Consider the following 16,668-nt stretch of genomic DNA (forward strand, 5'->3'; position numbering starts at 1 on the left):
CCGTCGTTGAATAGGTTATAATGCCGCGTCTATTAATTAACGTAGTGCCCGTAGGGCAGGCAACAAGCGTCACATGCAACGGAGAGTTTGGCAATTTAGCCGAAGGCCCATAAAAAGCATGATGGTTGTCTTGTTAGTAAGGAAGGCGCTTTGTCGCCCAAAAATGAAGATTGAGGTAAATCATGCAAGTTTCTGTTGAGACGACTCAAGGCCTTGAGCGCCGTCTGACCATCACCGTTCCTGCAGAGAACGTTGAGACTGAAGTTAAAAAACGCCTACAACAACTGTCAAGAACACAGCGTATCGATGGCTTCCGCCCTGGTAAGGTTCCAGTGTCAATCATCACTAAGCGTTACGGCGCAGCTGTACGTCAAGAAGTTGCTGGCGATCTGATGCAGCGTAACTATATCGAAGCAATCATTGCTGAGAAAATCAATCCTGCAGGCGCACCATCTTTTGCTCCTAAGTCACTAGAAGCTGGTAAAGATCTAGAATTCGATGCAACTTTTGAAGTATACCCAGAAGTTGAACTTAAAGATCTAGACAAAATCGCGGTTGAAAAGCCTGCAGTTTCTGTAACGGATGAAGACCTAGCGAACATGCTTGAAACGCTTCGTAAGCAACACGCTTCTTGGACTGAGAGTGATGCTGCAGCTGGCGAAAAAGACCGTGTAACGGTAGATTTCGTTGGTACAATCGACGGTGAAGAGTTCGAAGGCGGTAAAGCTGAAGACTTCCCTCTAGAGCTTGGTCAAGGTCGTATGATCCCAGGTTTTGAAGACGGTATCGTTGGTAAAAAAGCAGGTGAAGAAGTTGTTTCTGACGTAACTTTCCCTGAAGAATATCACGCTGAAAACCTAAAAGGTAAAGCGGCTCGATTCACAATCACTGTGAAGAAAGTTGAAGTTCAAGAGCTTCCTGAACTAACTGACGAGTTCGCAACTAAGTTTGGTGTTGCTGAAGGCGGCGTTGACGCACTTAAAGAAGAAGTTAAGAAGAACATGGAGCGTGAGCTAAACCAAGCGGTTAAAGCTAACGTGAAAGATCAAGCTATCAAAGGTCTTCTAGAAACTAACGAAGTTGAAGTGCCAAAAGCACTAATCGACCAAGAAATCGATGCACTTCGTCAACAAGCTGCACAACGTTTTGGTGGCAACGCACAAAACATGCCTGAGCTTCCAGCTGAGCTATTCCACGAGCAAGCAGTAACTCGCGTGAAAACTGGCCTACTACTAGGTGAAGTGATCAAAGCGAACGACATCAAAGTTGATGAAGATAAGGTTGCTGAACTAATCGACACAGTTGCTTCTGCATACGAAGATCCAAGTGAAGTAGTGGCATACTACAAAGCAAACGATCAACTAATGCAGCAAATGCGCAACGTTGCGATGGAAGAGCTTGCAGTTGAAGCAGTACTTGCTGCTGCATCTGTTTCTGATGTTGAAAAGTCATTCGACGACATCATGAATCCACAGGCTGCTCAATAAGTCTTTGAAGAAATCATTGACTTACAGCTAAGCTGAAGTTTAAATGGCTCGAGTTACTCTAATAGAGAATTCGGGCCATTTTTGTTTTTAGGCCTTGATATTGAAGCATTAAGTACTTATATCTTGAGGCATGGCTTATTTTATTAGCTATACTTATTTTACGAGTCAGGTTTCGTTGAGTATTACTGCTACAGTTATATCTACTCGTTTCAATTCGCTCAAAAAAGTATTAGCCTAAACACCGATCACAGAATGTTTTTATGGACCGCGCTAAGTCCAATAAAGTTGCTGCGAATAGGCAATAGATTCTGTGCTAATAAGGAATAAAAAAACATGAATGATGGTATGATCGATCCAATCAATGCGTTAGTACCTATGGTCGTGGAGCAAACGGCTAAAGGCGAGCGTTCTTATGATATTTACTCACGACTGTTAAAAGACCGTATTATTTTCTTAACTGGTCAAGTCGAAGACCATATGGCCAATCTAATTGTGGCGCAGATGCTGTTCTTGGAATCAGAAAGCCCTGACAAAGATATATTCCTGTATATCAACTCGCCAGGTGGTTCTGTGACTGCTGGGATGTCAATCTACGACACGATGAATTTTATCAAGCCTGACGTTAGTACGGTTTGTGTTGGTCAAGCTGCGAGTATGGGGGCATTTTTGCTATCTGGCGGTGCTAAAGGTAAACGTTATTGCTTACCTAATTCTCGTGTGATGATCCACCAACCTTTAGGTGGTTTCCAAGGTCAGGCTTCTGATTTTGAAATTCACGCCCGCGAAATCTTGGCGATTAAAGAGAAGTTGAATCGCTTAATGGCAGATCACACCGGTCAGCCTTATGATGTGGTTGCGCATGACACAGATAGAGACAACTTTATGACTGCAGATCAAGCGTTAGAATATGGCCTGATCGATGCGGTTCACTCTCGTCGAGAGCTTAAGTGATTATGAATTAGCCGATGAGTTGAATTCATCGGCTTCTACTGTGCCAAAGCCAAATTTCTTTGGTATAGTTAAAAGAAATACGATGTTATCTAGAGATAACAGCAATTGAATGAGGTAGCTGAATGTCAGACACTCCAACAGACGGCGATAAGAATAGCAAGCTACTCTACTGCTCATTTTGCGGTAAGAGCCAGCATGAAGTTCGTAAGTTAATTGCCGGTCCATCTGTCTATATATGTGACGAGTGCGTTGAACTTTGTAACGACATCATTAGGGAAGAAATCAAAGATATTGCGCCTAAGCATGACGCGTCTGATAAATTACCTGTGCCAAAAGAGATCAGAAATCACTTAGATGATTATGTGATAGGTCAAGACCACGCTAAAAAAGTCTTGTCTGTTGCGGTTTATAATCATTATAAGCGCCTGCGTAACCAAGGCGGCAAAGGTGATGTAGAACTGGGCAAGAGTAATATTCTACTGATCGGTCCAACGGGTAGTGGTAAAACCCTTCTAGCAGAAACGCTTGCACGTTTACTTGATGTTCCATTCACAATGGCAGATGCAACGACATTAACCGAAGCCGGTTATGTGGGTGAAGATGTTGAAAACATCATTCAAAAGCTTCTGCAAAAATGTGATTACGACGTTGAGAAAGCACAACGTGGTATCGTTTACATTGATGAAATCGACAAAATTTCAAGAAAATCTGACAATCCATCGATTACCCGTGATGTGTCAGGTGAAGGTGTACAGCAAGCACTACTAAAACTGATTGAAGGCACGGTTGCATCTGTTCCGCCACAAGGTGGTAGAAAGCACCCGCAACAAGAGTTCTTACAAGTAGATACTTCTAAGATCTTGTTTATCTGTGGTGGTGCGTTTGCAGGCCTAGATAAAGTCATCGAACAGCGCAGTACAAAAAATACAGGAATTGGATTTGGTGCTGAAGTTAAATCTAAAGACTCTGAGCGCTCATTAAGCGAAACGTTTAAAGATGTAGAGCCTGAAGATTTAGTTAAGTACGGCTTAATTCCTGAATTTATTGGTCGTTTGCCTGTAGTTGCGACTTTGACTGAACTGGACGAAGAAGCACTAATTGAAATCCTAAATGAGCCGAAAAATGCACTTACTAAGCAATACGCGGCGCTATTTAAGATGGAAGGTGTTGACCTTGAATTCCGTGAAGATGCGCTACGAGCGATTGCTCATAAAGCGATGGAGCGTAAAACAGGTGCCCGTGGTCTGCGTTCGATTGTTGAAGGCGTGTTGCTTGATACTATGTATGAGCTTCCTTCACTAGAAGAAGTGAGTAAAGTCGTCATTGATGAAACGGTGATCAAAGGCGAATCAGACCCTATTATGATTTACGAAAATAACGGTAAAGAAAAAGCGGCGTCTGAATAGCTCAGTATGAGATTGAAAAAAGGAGCCTAGCGCTCCTTTTTATTTCTTAGTCCACATCAGATAGAAACCAATATAGTCAAATTGCTATAACAATAATGGGCAATAGCGAGACAAGTTTTTAGGGTGAATATTTCATACATTTCACACGGTAAATTGAGTGTCAAAACTAAGCTTTTTATATGTTAAATTGATCTCTACTTGATGCGGATTACTATAAACTATTGAACTTTATCTGCGTTATCCCCATATAGCTCAGTATTCCCAAAATTAATTGAAGTGCGAAGAGAACATAATGACGCTTGAAAGAACGGATCGAGTAGAAATTCCAGTGCTAGCGCTACGCGATGTAGTGGTGTATCCGCATATGGTGATCCCGCTGTTTGTAGGCCGAGAAAAATCAATAAAATGCCTAGAAGCTGCGATGGACAATGACAAGCAAATCTTTTTAGTTGCGCAAAAAGACGCCTCAGTTGATGACCCAAGCACTGATGATGTCTATCAGACTGGTACCATTGCAACGGTACTACAGTTACTCAAACTACCTGATGGCACAGTGAAAGTGCTGGTTGAAGGTACTCAACGCGCAAAAATAGATGAGTTTCTAATTACAGACGAATATTTCTTGGCGCAAGCTCAGTACATTCCATCTCAGGATGTGGATGAGCAAGAGCAAGACATATTAGTTCGCAGCGCAATTAGCCAGTTCGAAGGCTATGTGAAGCTAAATAAAAAGATCCCACCGGAAGTACTAACTTCAGTATCGGGTATCGATGAAGCTGCACGCTTAGCGGATACGATGGCTGCTCATATGCCAATTAAAGTACCTGAAAAACAAAAGGTGCTAGAAATTAACGATGTGACCGAGCGTCTCGAATATTTGATGGCGTTGATGGAAGGCGAGATCGACTTACTTCAAGTAGAGAAAAAGATCCGCTCACGCGTTAAAAAGCAAATGGAGAAATCCCAACGTGAGTACTATCTGAATGAGCAAATGAAAGCTATTCAGAAAGAGCTTGGTGAGCTGGATGATGTACCTGACGAATTTGAAGCCCTGAAAAAGCGTATTAGCGAAGCGAATATGCCGCAAGAAGCGGAAGAAAAAGCGCTTTCAGAGCTTAACAAACTTAAAATGATGTCACCTATGTCTGCGGAAGCGACGGTTGTGCGTTCGTACATTGAGACGATGATCAATGTACCTTGGAAAAAGCGCTCAAAGGTGAAAAAAGATCTAGCTGGTGCACAAAAGATACTCGATGCCGATCATTATGGTCTTGAGAAAGTGAAAGACCGCATTATCGAATATCTAGCGGTACAGCAGCGCACCAATAAGCTTAAAGGTCCTATCTTATGCTTAGTCGGCCCTCCAGGCGTTGGTAAAACCAGTTTAGGTCAATCTATCGCGCGTTCGACTGGCCGTAAGTACGTACGTATGGCGCTCGGTGGCGTGCGCGACGAAGCTGAAATTCGTGGCCACAGACGAACTTATATTGGCTCAATGCCGGGTAAACTGATCCAAAGCATGTCGAAAGTTGGCGTAAAGAACCCACTTTTCTTGTTGGATGAAATCGATAAGATGTCATCGGATATGCGCGGCGACCCTGCATCGGCTCTACTAGAAGTGTTAGACCCAGAGCAAAATAGCAACTTTGCAGACCACTATTTAGAAGTGGACTACGATCTGTCTGATGTTATGTTTGTTGCGACTTCTAATAGCTTTAACATTCCAGGTCCATTATTAGACCGTATGGAAGTTATTCGTCTTTCTGGTTACACCGAGGACGAAAAGCTAAATATTGCCAAGCAGCACTTAATTCCAAAGCAAGTGAAACGCAATGGACTAAAAGAGTCTGAAATCAATATTGAAGACAGCGCGATCATTGGCATTATCCGCTACTACACGCGTGAAGCGGGTGTCCGTAATCTAGAGCGCGAAGTATCTAAGTTGTGCCGAAAAGCAGTTAAAAACATCTTGCTAGATAAAAATGTTAAGCAAGTTGTGATTAACCAAGAAAATCTTGAAGACTTCTTAGGCGTACAACGTCATGACTACGGCAAGGCGGAAGACGGCGATAGAGTTGGTCAAGTTACCGGTCTTGCATGGACAGAAGTAGGGGGTGACTTACTCACTATCGAATGTGCGGCAGTACCAGGTAAAGGCAAACTTGCTTACACCGGCTCGCTAGGCGATGTGATGCAAGAGTCAATTCAGGCGGCAATGACGGTAGTGCGCAACCGTGCTGACAAGCTTCGCATAAATGACGATTTCTACGAGAAACGTGATATTCATGTTCATGTTCCTGAAGGTGCAACACCAAAAGACGGTCCGAGCGCCGGTATTGCGATGGTAACAGGCTTAGTATCAAGCCTTACTGGCAATCCAGTACGTGCAGATGTTGCGATGACAGGTGAAATTACCTTGCGTGGTGAAGTTCTGCCTATCGGTGGTCTGAAAGAGAAATTATTGGCAGCGCACCGTGGTGGAATTAAACGAGTTTTAATACCGAAAAAGAACGAGCGTGACTTAAAAGAAATTCCTGAGAATGTTCTTGAAGGGCTTGATATTCATGCGGTGTCATGGATTGATGAGGTATTATCACTGGCGTTAGCGCACCCAATAGACAGTTTTAGTGTGGAATCGCAAAAAAACTAAGAAAAAAGCCAAAAAATTGAGTGAAAAGGCTTTTCAAATCTAAAAGGTGTGTTAAGTTAGGCACTGTATTCAAGCCTACTGGTTCGGAAGCCCCGTAATCACTAGGCTTGAGAAAGATTTCGAGAATTAGAGAGTCGCTGTGATGTCTCTAAATGAATAGCAAAAGTTACCAGTAAGAAGTAACTTTTGACAATAACTATGGAAGAGGATGATATTGTGAATAAATCTCAATTAATCGATCAAATCGCAGCTGATGCTGACATTTCTAAAGCGGCTGCTGGTCGTGCGCTAGATTCATTCATTGAGTCTGTAACGGGTGCACTAAAAGACGGTGACTCTGTTGCACTTGTAGGTTTTGGTACTTTCTCAGTGCGCGAGCGTGCTGCACGTTCTGGTCGTAACCCACAAACTGGTGAGACTATTCAAATCGCAGCAGCTAACATCCCATCTTTCAAAGCGGGTAAAGCGCTTAAAGACGCAGTAAACTAATTCAATTTGAATTAGGCGGTGCAGAGTCATCGCGAACTGCTTCAAGATAAAAGGCGTATCTGCTAAGATACGCTTTTTTTATACCATCACTAATCTGATTGGTGTAATGCTTAACCCAAATCTAGCAAACACAAAGTGCTTAGGTGCTTTGACTTAGATAAGAGAAACAATAAATGCTTGAAAAGATCAGAGAAGGCTCGCAAGGCCCGGCGGCTAAAATCGTATTAGGTTTAGTCATCTTATCTTTTGCGTTAGCAGGGATCGGTGGTTACCTAGGTCAAACCACAGAGCAGCCTGTCGCAGAAGTGAACGGAGTAAAGATTTCACAAACTAAGTTTTCTCGTGCTTACTCGAATGAACGTGCACGACTAGAGCAACAGTTTGGCGAATACTTTGCACAAATTGCAGCCGATCCTAATTATATGGCGCAAATTCGCCAAGGTGTTGTTGATCAATTAGTACAACAAGAATTACAAACCCAACTAGCTAAAGAGCTTGGTCTTCGTGTGAGCGATGAGCAGGTTAAAAAAGCGATTGTTGAAATGCCATATTTTCAAATTGGTGGAGAATTCAGTAACGATCGTTACTTACAAGTTATCCGTCAAATGAACTTCCAGCCAGATAGCTTCCGTGAATATCTTCGTGACGAGATGACCCGTGCGCAGTTAATCTCAGCGGTTGCAGGCACTGATTTTGTACTGAAAAACGAACTTCAGCAATCTATTGCGCTACAGCAACAAACTCGTGCTATCGACTATGCGGTATTAAGCAAAGAGTTGGTGAAAGATGAAGTGTCAGTGTCAGACGAAGAAGTTCAAAACTATTACGATTTGAATCAAACTCAGTTCCAAGCTCCAGAATTGGTGGCGGTTAACTATATCGAGCTAAAAGCTGAAGATTTAGCGCCTGCAGAACCAGTGACTGAGGAAGCGTTAAAAACGTATTACGAAGAGCAAAAAAACCAATATCTTGAACCTGAAAGACGCCGCGTGTCACACATTCTTGTTGATGCAAGTGAAGATGCTGAAGCTGCTAAACAAAAAGCAGATGAAATTCTGGCTGAATTGAATAATGGTGCTGATTTTGCCGTTGTTGCAGAAGAAAAATCTGACGACGTGGTGAGCGCTGAGCTTGGCGGTGATCTAGATTGGATTGAAAGAGACATGATGGATCCGGCGTTTGAAGATGCAGCATTTGCGCTTGCCGCGGTAGGTGATGTATCTGAAGTGGTTGAATCTGAGTTTGGTTTCCATATTATCAAGCTAACAGACATTCAGCGCCAACAGGCACAATCTTTTGAAGACGTAAAAGACGACCTTCTTGCAGAGCTTGAAAAAGCAGCTAAGATCGATGCCTTCTATCAAAAGCAAACCCGTGTAGCTGAACTTGCTTTTGAAATGGCTGACTCGCTACAAGACGCTGCCGAAGCCGCAGGCGTTGAGATCAAATCAACTGAGCTGGTAAGTCGTAACGCGCTTCCTGAGCCACTGAATTCGCCAGCGATAAGCAATACTATCTTCACGCCAGAGCTGCTAGAAGACCGCGTAAACTCAGAAGTGTTAGAAGTTGCACCAGAGCATATCGTGGTGGTTCGTGTTGCTGAACATAAAGCGGCAGCGACTAAGCCTCTTGAGGAAGTCAGCGCGCAGATCAAAACGCAGTTGAGCAATGAAAAAGCGTCGACATTAATTGCAGAGAAAGCACAGTCGCTATTTGAGCAACTACAAGGTGGTTCTACTTTAGCTGAGATTGCCAAAGCACAAAGTATCGAAGTGAAGAGCGTGTCTGAGCTTAAGCGTCGTAGCTACGACGTACCACCAGCTATTGCAGCTGAAGCATTTAAATTACCTCAGCCGGGTGTGGCAGAAACAGAATCTGCACTTGTAGAGCTTGGTAATGGCGATTCGGCATTTGTGGTGCTGAAGTCAGTCACCACGCCTGAAGTCGATGGCAAGGTTGATGCGCAGCAGAAGCAGTCAATCACCGCTTCTTACGCAAACAAAAACTATCTTGAGCTGCTAGCAGCACTTGAAGCTAAGTCTGAAGTAAAAAGACCACAGTTACAGGTCACAGAGCAGCAATAATCGTTCTTTGATAGAAGAAAGGCGCCAACACGGCGTCTTTTTTATGCCTTGTGACTACTTAAGCAAAGGGATATCGGTATTATTGAATATGTTCAAGTACGGTGTTTGCAACCGCTTGTGAAGACTGATAATTCTGCCCCGTCACTATGCGGCTATCTACCTTGATAAAGGACGCATTCCGCTCCCCATACTCAAAACTCCCTCCAAGCTCTTCCACTTTAGGCTGAATTTGAAAAGGAAAATGCTTGAAATAGGCTCTATCTGGATTTTCAAATGCGGTAGGGTAACCGGTGATTTGCTTTCCTTTGATGAGATACTCGCCATTTTTCAAGCGCAAATTAACGATACCTGCTGTGCCGTGGCATACAGCGGCAACAACACCTTGGTTTTGTTCATATATATGCATAGCAATACGCTGTAGAGTAGAGTTTTCCGCTACTTCATACATGGCATTACTGCCGCCAACATAATAGATTGCCGCATATTGGCTAGGGTCGACTTCAGCTGGGCGCATTGTGTTGCTGAGCGCATACATATAGTCAGGTTGGTAAAGGTACTTTTTATGTTCACCGTTTGAAGTATTTATATAGCTCAGGTTTAAAGCGCCACCTTGTGTGCTGACGAAATCAACAATTAGTCCAGCTTGGGTAAATACGTCATAGGCACTGAGTAGCTCTTCGAAGCTCGTGCCAGCTGGCAGCTGACTATCGCCGTGAAAGGCCTTGCTTGATGCGACAAAGAGCACTCGGCGACCTAAGTTCGTTACTTGCTCGGAAGTTAGAGTGGTTTGCTGCGCAGATTTACTGATGATTTTCCATGTGCCAGCTATTTTCTTTAGGAGTAGGTGATCGATGTACTGCACGTTTGACTTCAATATATCAATACGGATTTTGGCCTGTGCAAGGTGGTCATTCACGCTGATATTTAGAATTTTGGCGCGCCTGCCAGTGTCTTTTTTCGAGCCTTTATACCAACTCAAATACTCTTTCAACGGGACTTGCCACATCGCTTGGTCTGACTTCTCTAAAATAAGCATCGCATCGGGGTGAAACGCTTTTCTTATCATTTCAGGCTGGTTATTTGCGGTGCCACTGATGTAGTGGTTTAGTGTAGCGGTAATTTTAGCGGTCTCATCCTCAAAAGCGATGGCGATGCTGGTTTGGATAAGTAGTAAAAATAACAATGGTACTAGTTTTGATAGGGTCATAAGTTTCTCCTGTAATGACTCAGAAGAAACATAAACTTATTTAATTAAAGCAGTCACCTAGAGTATATTTTAGGAGTCTGAGAGTATGTTCTCGGAGTGCTTAAAGCTATTTGGAGAGTACCCCGTGAGCTTCTTAAATGCGGCAAAAAATGTGGATGCAGAATTAAAACCACACTCCAGTGCAAGGTGCTCCAGCGGCATGTTGGTGTTCGAAAGCAAATGTTTCGCATATTCAACTCTCAAGCCATTGAGATATTGTTTAAAGTTACAATGATAGTGACGATTCACTATTTGCGATAGTTTGTTGTGGCTTGTGCCTAATCGTTTGGCTAATCGGGGTAGTGTTAAATCCGGCTCAGTAAATAGTTTGCTTTCTGACATTAGTGACTCCAGTTTGGCTATGAGCTGATTGTACTCCTCGCCGCTTATGTGCGTATTGGCATATTTCTTTTCATTAGCAGTTGGTTTTCGTAGTAATTTGGGTGCGAAAAGGATGCTTAAATAGAGCACAAAGCTGAAGGTGAGTGCTCCTGTGATGTAAGACGTGAATGACGAAAAGAAATACGCGGCCCAAATGAGCCAGCAACCGCAGATCACAACCATAGATAGATGAAACTCGGCGTTGTTATTGGCGCTTTTGGCCGTAGCTAGACGATAAAAAGTGTAAGAACTTATCAGTAAATAACCTAGCCAAAAATAGGATGTGCCTTTGTAACCCCACGTTTGCCAAATTTCAGGGTGAAGCTGATAGGGCATAAATATACCAAATCCAATAATAAAACCGCTTAATGCCAAAAAGTGTATTGTTAGATAACGATTTTTGGTTTTACTGTAGCTTGCAAGTACAAAATTAAGCAGGCAGGGGCCAAGCAAAAAGTAGGCACTCAGACCTATTTGCAGGATCGTTTTATCCAGCTCTGGGTTAAAGTAAAAAAGGACTGATTTACCAATTCGAATACAAAGTAAAATGAGGAGCACCGACACCCAGCGCAATGCCTTTGCCTCCTGAAATTTTACTAGCAGTAGGGCGCTGAGAATAAACCCGTTAAATACTCCAACAAGTGAGAAGAAAAATAACAGATGGGCACTAAAATCCATTTCTCATTCCCTCGCGAAATTAAGCTGACAGCAGCTTCTGCATGGTTTTAGATTTTGGCGTATTGAACACACACTCCGTTTCGCCATATTCGACAACTCTGCCGCGATTTAATACCAAAATCTCATCACTCATATGACGAACCAAACTCAAATGATGTGTGATAAGCACATATGCAAGTCCCGTTGCTGCTTGTAGCTCTAGCAGCAGATTCACAGTCTGAGCGCGTACGGATGGGTCTAATGATGACAGCGCTTCATCTAGTACAAGCACTTTTGGGTCTAAAATAAGGGCTCTCGCTAAGGCAACCCGCTGTAATTGTCCGCCACTAAACATATGAGGATAATAGTCTATGTGTTCGCCAAGTAGCCCGACGCGGCTGAGTGTGATGCGGATTTTCTTATAACGCTGCTCTTCGGTGAGTTCAGTATTGTATTGTAGACAATCATCAAGCATATCCCCAATGGTGAGACCCGGGTTGAGCGAGCGAGTTGGGTCTTGAAAGATAAGGCGAATAGTACGGCAGTCATGATTGCGAATACCAGCGTCTTCTACAATTTGGCCATTTAATAATATTTGTCCAGAGTCGGCCATGTCAGCACCGGCAAGTACTTTGGCGAGCGTACTTTTACCAGAGCCAGTCTCCCCTATGATCGCGAGGGTTTGTCCGGGAGCAAGCGCAAACGACACATCTCTGAGTACCTGCAACGAGCGGCGTCTGAACAGCCCTTGACGAGAAGTATAGGACTTGTTTAAAGACTGTACTTTTAAGACGGGTTGCATTTTTGCTTCACCTTAATTAACGGAAAGTGGCAAGCGTAACTATGACCATGCGAGCGGCTTTGCCTTGGCGTGACGACACATTCTTTTTGCGCTTGGGGGCATCTCGGCCCCAAGCGGCATCCTATGGGTAAATGCTGTAATGGGGGAATAGTGCCTTTCAAGGCATAAAATGCTTCTTTGTGACCGAGTCCTTGACCAAAGTCAGGTAAACTCTTAACCAGCGCCTGGGTGTAGGGATGCAATGGCTGTTTAAAAATAGCCTGAGTGGGGCCTGCTTCAACCATCTGTCCGCAGTAGAGTACATGCATTGCATGAGACCAGTCGGAGATCTCTTCCAGCTCATGTGAGATCATTAATATCGACATGTTCTTAAGCTGGTTTAATGCCTTGAGCAATCGAAATACTTGCGCACGGGCGGTACTCTCAAGTGCGGTGGTAGGCTCATCGGCAATAAGTAATTTAGGGCTTCTGGCGATGGCCATCGCAATCATGATCTTTTGGCACATCCCCTCAGAAAGTTCATGTGGGTAACTGCTGCAGATCTTTTTATCGTCTCGGATCCCAGCTTTGTGCAATAGCGCTCGAACCTTTTCTTTTCGTGCTTTTCTACGACCAAAAAAGCCACCTTTTAAGACGCTATCGGGAATAGATTCCGCGACTTGGTCGAAAATAGTGGCGGTTGGGTCAAGGCTTCGACTTGGTTCTTGGTAAATCATCGCAATGTCTTGGCTGACGAGCTTTCTGCGCTTTTCTGAAGATAAACGCATAAGGTCAACACCACGCCAGTGCATGCGATCTGCGGTTACTGTCCAGCGCTGATTGAGCACCCCTACAATGGCCTTGGCGATTAGACTTTTACCAGAGCCAGACTCACCGACAAGCGCATGCACTTCGCCTTCTTTAAGGCTAAGGTTGACCTTATCAACCGCGCGAATAACACCGTCTTCGGTACGTAGTTCAATGGTGAGGTTCTTAATGTCTAGTAATTGCATTAATCTGCCTTACGTTGTTTCAGCGCTTCACGCAGCCCATCACCAACCAAGTTGGTAGACAGTACTGCCAAAAAGAGCAATACACCTGGGAGGCCTACAGTCCAAGGCGCGAGATAAATTAAACTTAAGTTTTCTTGGAGGATAGCACCCCATTCGGTAGATGGAGGCTGCGCACCGAGCTTTAAGAAACCAAGTGCGGCAATATCCAAAATAGCAGTCGACAGCGCCATGGTGAAGATAACCACGATATGCTCGTAAATGTTAGGCAATATGCCACGGACGAGCAGTTTCCAGCGTGTTGCACCATCAAGCTTAAAGGCAATGATATAGTCTTTACTAAGCTCAGTGACCACTAAGTTTCTAATCGAGTGGATGTATTGTGGCAATAGCGCGAAGATGATCGCCCACACCGTATTCATCAAACCTGGCCCCAATATAGCAATGATGATAATGGCCAGCAGTAACGAAGGAATGGCGAGCGTAATATCCAATAAATGATTAAGAAAGCTAGATTTCAAGCCTCGGCTGGCGCCGGCAAGTGTACCAAGTACGACGCCGAGTGCCGTGGTAACCAAGGCCGCAATGATAGATAAACCAAACGTGTATGTTGCTCCGTTCATTAAGCGCGATAAGATGTCTCGCCCCAAATCATCTGTACCAAGTATAAAGCGCACATCGCCATCATCATGCCAAGAAGGTGGCAGCAACAGGGCATCAGCATGCTGCTGGTTAACACCATAGGGCGCGATCAGCGGAGCTGTTAAAGCCAATACCGTTAGGGCAACAAACAGCCACAAACCCACTAACGCAACGTGATTTGAGCGGAATTTACGCCATAACCTAAATAAAGGTGAGCGATTAGACTCTTCGGTAAATAGATTAAACTTTGCCATGAGCCTGATTCCTTGCGAGCGGGTCGAGTATCGAATGAATAAAATCAGACAACATGTTGGCAATGATAACAAAGAAAGACACCGCGAGCAGTCCCCCTTGGATAGCAGGGAAATCACGTTGATAGATGCTTTCAATCAACCATCGACCGATCCCAGGCCAAGAGAATATCACCTCAGTGATCATCGCAAGTGTGATGAGCGTGCTAAATTGGAGACCAATTTGTTTTATCACTGGTAGCAGCGCATTTCTCAGCGCGTGGTGAATGATAAGCTGGCTGCGATTAAGGCCTTTTGCTCTAGCCGTTTTAATATAGTTCTGGTCGAGGACTTCGAGCATAGAATCGCGAGTAAAGCGGATCAAAACTGTCGTTGGGTACATAGCCAGCACAACGGTTGGTAGCGCTAAATGATGAAGTGCATCCCAAAATGCGGCACCGCCATAGGGGAAACCTTCAAGGTAAATATCAATCAGAATAAAATGAGTAACGGGCTGTATTTCATAAAGTAAGCCAATTCTACCGGACATGGGGAAAAGCCCTAGACCCAGACAAAATGCCATAATAAGCAGCAGGGCTAACCAAAAAACTGGAATGGAAAATCCCATCAAGCTTAATGAGTTAATGAGCTTATCTGGCCACTTTTTATGATAAGCGCTGGCTATTACTCCACTTGGTACACCAATAATGACTGCAACCGTCAAAGCATATAAACACAGCTCAAGCGTTGCTGGAAATAGATGTTTCACATGAGAAAGCACGGGCTGGCCCGATGATAAAGATAAACCCCAGTCGCCTTCAAACATACGAGCCATAAACGCGCCATATTGCACAAAGATATTTTCTTCAATACGGTATTTTTCAACTAGCGCCTGCGTTTGGGCATAACTTGAGTTGACTTCGCCACTGAAGTTAGTGATCAACTCACCTGGAAACAGATAATTGAGGGCGAAAGTAAAAATAGTTAGGGTAAACAACATAAAGCAAAGCAAGCTCAGTCGTCGATAAGCATATTTTGCGAACATGTTAGTCTCTCCTTGCCTCAGCGAGCGAAATACCACCAAATGGACGTAGTGAGACGCCCTTGATATCAGAGCTAGTTGCTTGGAACCTTAGCCCGTGCGCAATTGGAACGAGAGGCAGCTGCTCAATGACCATTTTTTGTGCTTGCTGATAATAGTATTTTCTTTCTTCCATATCGTTGGTGTCTAACGCTTGGGTGAGCAATAAGTCAAACTCCGGATTACACCAGTTGGAAGGGTTTTTGCCACTAAATGTCGCAGTGCAGCTCAGTAATGGGCTGAAGAAATTGTCTGGATCAGGCGTATCTGCTGCCCAGCCTAGTAACACGCTATCGTGCTCATGGCGGCCAACGCGTTCTATAAAGGTATTCCATTCGTACTCAACGATCCTGGCATTAACGCCAATATCACGTAAATCACGTTGAATAAGCTCTGCCATTTTCCGCGCGTTAGGATTGTAAATTCGCGACACCGGCATGGCCCATAAGGTCATGGAAAAACCATCCTCAAGACCAGCCTGTTTCAAATACTCTTTGGCTTTTTCAGGGTCATATGTTGGCATTTTTTGTTGCGCTTCAAATGCCCATGAAGAAGGGGGAAGCATTGAGCGGGCTAAAATCCCATTGTTGTAAAATACCGCTTGCATGATTTTTTCAAAATCTATGCTGTGCGCAAGCGCTTTGCGGACTAGCGGATTATCAAATGGTGGTTTTTCGGTGTTGAATGCCCAGTAACCTATATTCAGATTTGCAGCCTTTTCAACCTCTATGTCTTTTCTTTGCTCAAGCACGGTGAGCTGGGTAGCACTGGGGTGCGCCGTAATATCACATTCTTTAGTTAGCATTTTCGCGATGCGGCTAGTGCCATTGGTGGTGATATCGTAGACCAATTGCTCCATGTATACCGGGTGTTTCCAGTAATGCTCATGGCGATAATATCGGATCAGGTTATCACGTAAAAATTCACGGTACTTATACGGACCTGTGCCGACGGGCTTTTGATCAAAATCTTGCTTATGTTCAAGCTCTATAAGCTGATCGGCATATTCTTTAGAAAGAATGACGGCGAAGTCAGTGGCGATATTGGATAAAAAGCTACTTTCCGCGTTGAACAGATCAAAGCGAACGGTATGTTCATCCACTTTTTTTACTTGGCGGATCAGTTGGTCGAGTCCAATACTTTGAAAATAAGGATAATTTGCATCACCAACAAAGTGGTACGGATTGTAAACATCAAATAAACGGTTAAATGAGAATACCACATCATCGGCATTCATTTTTCTTGTAGGGGTGAAATAGAGGGTATCGTGAAATTGGACATCATCCCTCAGGGTAAAAGTGAAAGATTTACCGTCTTCGCTGACCTGCCAAGACGTTGCCAACTCTGGTAAGAATTCGCCGCTTTCAGGATCAATACTGATCAAGGTGTCATAAAGCTGATTGGCAATAATATCAATCGTAGACCCTGTTGTGGTCACTTGTGGATTAAATGACACAGGGTTTGCCTCTGCACAATATACTAAGCCTTGTGACTTATCATTCACTTTATTTGGCGCCTGATCTGTACAGCCAAATAAAGCGGTACACAGCACACCAAAAAACAATTTACGCAC

At 43.9% G+C, this 16,668-nt stretch carries 13 protein-coding genes; 6 read left to right on the top strand and 7 right to left on the bottom strand.

All coding sequences use genetic code 11. The features are described 5' to 3' along the window. Window positions 1-182 precede the first annotated feature (182 nt). The 6 genes from tig (at window position 183) to BB427_RS00265 (ending at window position 9,067) form a co-directional block, all read left to right on the top strand. Window positions 183-1,487: a trigger factor gene (gene tig, locus BB427_RS00240; RefSeq protein WP_069018586.1), complete on the top strand. Its 1,305-nt coding sequence runs from the start codon at window positions 183-185 to the stop codon at window positions 1,485-1,487. Window positions 1,488-1,820: 333 nt separating this feature from the next. Continuing rightward, window positions 1,821-2,438 (top strand): ATP-dependent Clp endopeptidase proteolytic subunit ClpP, encoded by a 618-nt coding sequence (clpP, locus tag BB427_RS00245; RefSeq protein WP_010606724.1) that lies wholly within the window; start codon window positions 1,821-1,823, stop codon window positions 2,436-2,438. A gap of 122 nt (window positions 2,439-2,560) precedes the next feature. Continuing rightward, a complete protein-coding gene (gene clpX / locus BB427_RS00250; protein ID WP_010606725.1) occupies window positions 2,561-3,844 on the top strand; it encodes an ATP-dependent protease ATP-binding subunit ClpX in 1,284 nt (427 codons plus the stop codon). 292 nt (window positions 3,845-4,136) lie between these two features. Beyond that, the gene (gene lon / locus BB427_RS00255; protein ID WP_017216125.1) at window positions 4,137-6,494 is read left to right on the top strand and encodes an endopeptidase La; all 2,358 of its coding nucleotides are present in this window, start codon (window positions 4,137-4,139) and stop codon (window positions 6,492-6,494) included. A gap of 216 nt (window positions 6,495-6,710) precedes the next feature. Further along, a complete protein-coding gene (hupB, locus tag BB427_RS00260) occupies window positions 6,711-6,983 on the top strand; it encodes a nucleoid-associated protein HU-beta (protein ID WP_010371157.1) in 273 nt (90 codons plus the stop codon). A 173-nt stretch (window positions 6,984-7,156) separates the two neighbouring features. After that, window positions 7,157-9,067: a SurA N-terminal domain-containing protein gene (locus BB427_RS00265; RefSeq protein WP_069018587.1), complete on the top strand. Its 1,911-nt coding sequence runs from the start codon at window positions 7,157-7,159 to the stop codon at window positions 9,065-9,067. Between the two features lie 79 nt (window positions 9,068-9,146). Here BB427_RS00265 and BB427_RS00270 read toward each other — a convergent pair whose 3' ends face one another. The 7 genes from BB427_RS00270 to BB427_RS00300 all read right to left on the bottom strand — a co-directional run bounded on the left by BB427_RS00270 (window position 9,147) and on the right by BB427_RS00300 (window position 16,668). After that, window positions 9,147-10,274 carry a nuclear transport factor 2 family protein gene (locus BB427_RS00270; RefSeq protein WP_069018588.1) on the bottom strand — a complete coding sequence of 376 codons (1,128 nt, stop codon included), beginning with the start codon at window positions 10,272-10,274 and terminating at the stop codon, window positions 9,147-9,149. A 69-nt stretch (window positions 10,275-10,343) separates the two neighbouring features. Further along, window positions 10,344-11,372, bottom strand: a complete 1,029-nt coding sequence (locus BB427_RS00275; RefSeq protein ID WP_069018589.1) for a helix-turn-helix domain-containing protein — start codon at window positions 11,370-11,372, stop codon at window positions 10,344-10,346. Between the two features lie 19 nt (window positions 11,373-11,391). After that, window positions 11,392-12,153: an ATP-binding cassette domain-containing protein gene (locus tag BB427_RS00280; protein WP_069018590.1), complete on the bottom strand. Its 762-nt coding sequence runs from the start codon at window positions 12,151-12,153 to the stop codon at window positions 11,392-11,394. Further along, window positions 12,138-13,145: a peptide ABC transporter ATP-binding protein gene (locus BB427_RS00285; RefSeq protein WP_010606731.1), complete on the bottom strand. Its 1,008-nt coding sequence runs from the start codon at window positions 13,143-13,145 to the stop codon at window positions 12,138-12,140. The genes BB427_RS00280 and BB427_RS00285 overlap by 16 nt, the downstream gene beginning before the upstream one ends. Next, on the bottom strand, window positions 13,145-14,038 hold the full coding sequence (locus BB427_RS00290) for an ABC transporter permease subunit (RefSeq protein ID WP_010371175.1): 894 nt from the start codon (window positions 14,036-14,038) through the stop codon (window positions 13,145-13,147). The genes BB427_RS00285 and BB427_RS00290 overlap by 1 nt, the downstream gene beginning before the upstream one ends. Further along, window positions 14,025-15,059 (bottom strand): ABC transporter permease, encoded by a 1,035-nt coding sequence (locus BB427_RS00295; RefSeq protein ID WP_010371177.1) that lies wholly within the window; start codon window positions 15,057-15,059, stop codon window positions 14,025-14,027. The genes BB427_RS00290 and BB427_RS00295 overlap by 14 nt, the downstream gene beginning before the upstream one ends. Window position 15,060: 1 nt before the next feature. After that, complete coding sequence (locus BB427_RS00300) at window positions 15,061-16,668, bottom strand: ABC transporter substrate-binding protein (protein WP_069018685.1); 1,608 nt, start codon at window positions 16,666-16,668, stop codon at window positions 15,061-15,063.

This window comes from Pseudoalteromonas sp. BMB, from assembly GCF_001709235.1.
GTDB lineage: Bacteria > Pseudomonadota > Gammaproteobacteria > Enterobacterales > Alteromonadaceae > Pseudoalteromonas > Pseudoalteromonas maricaloris.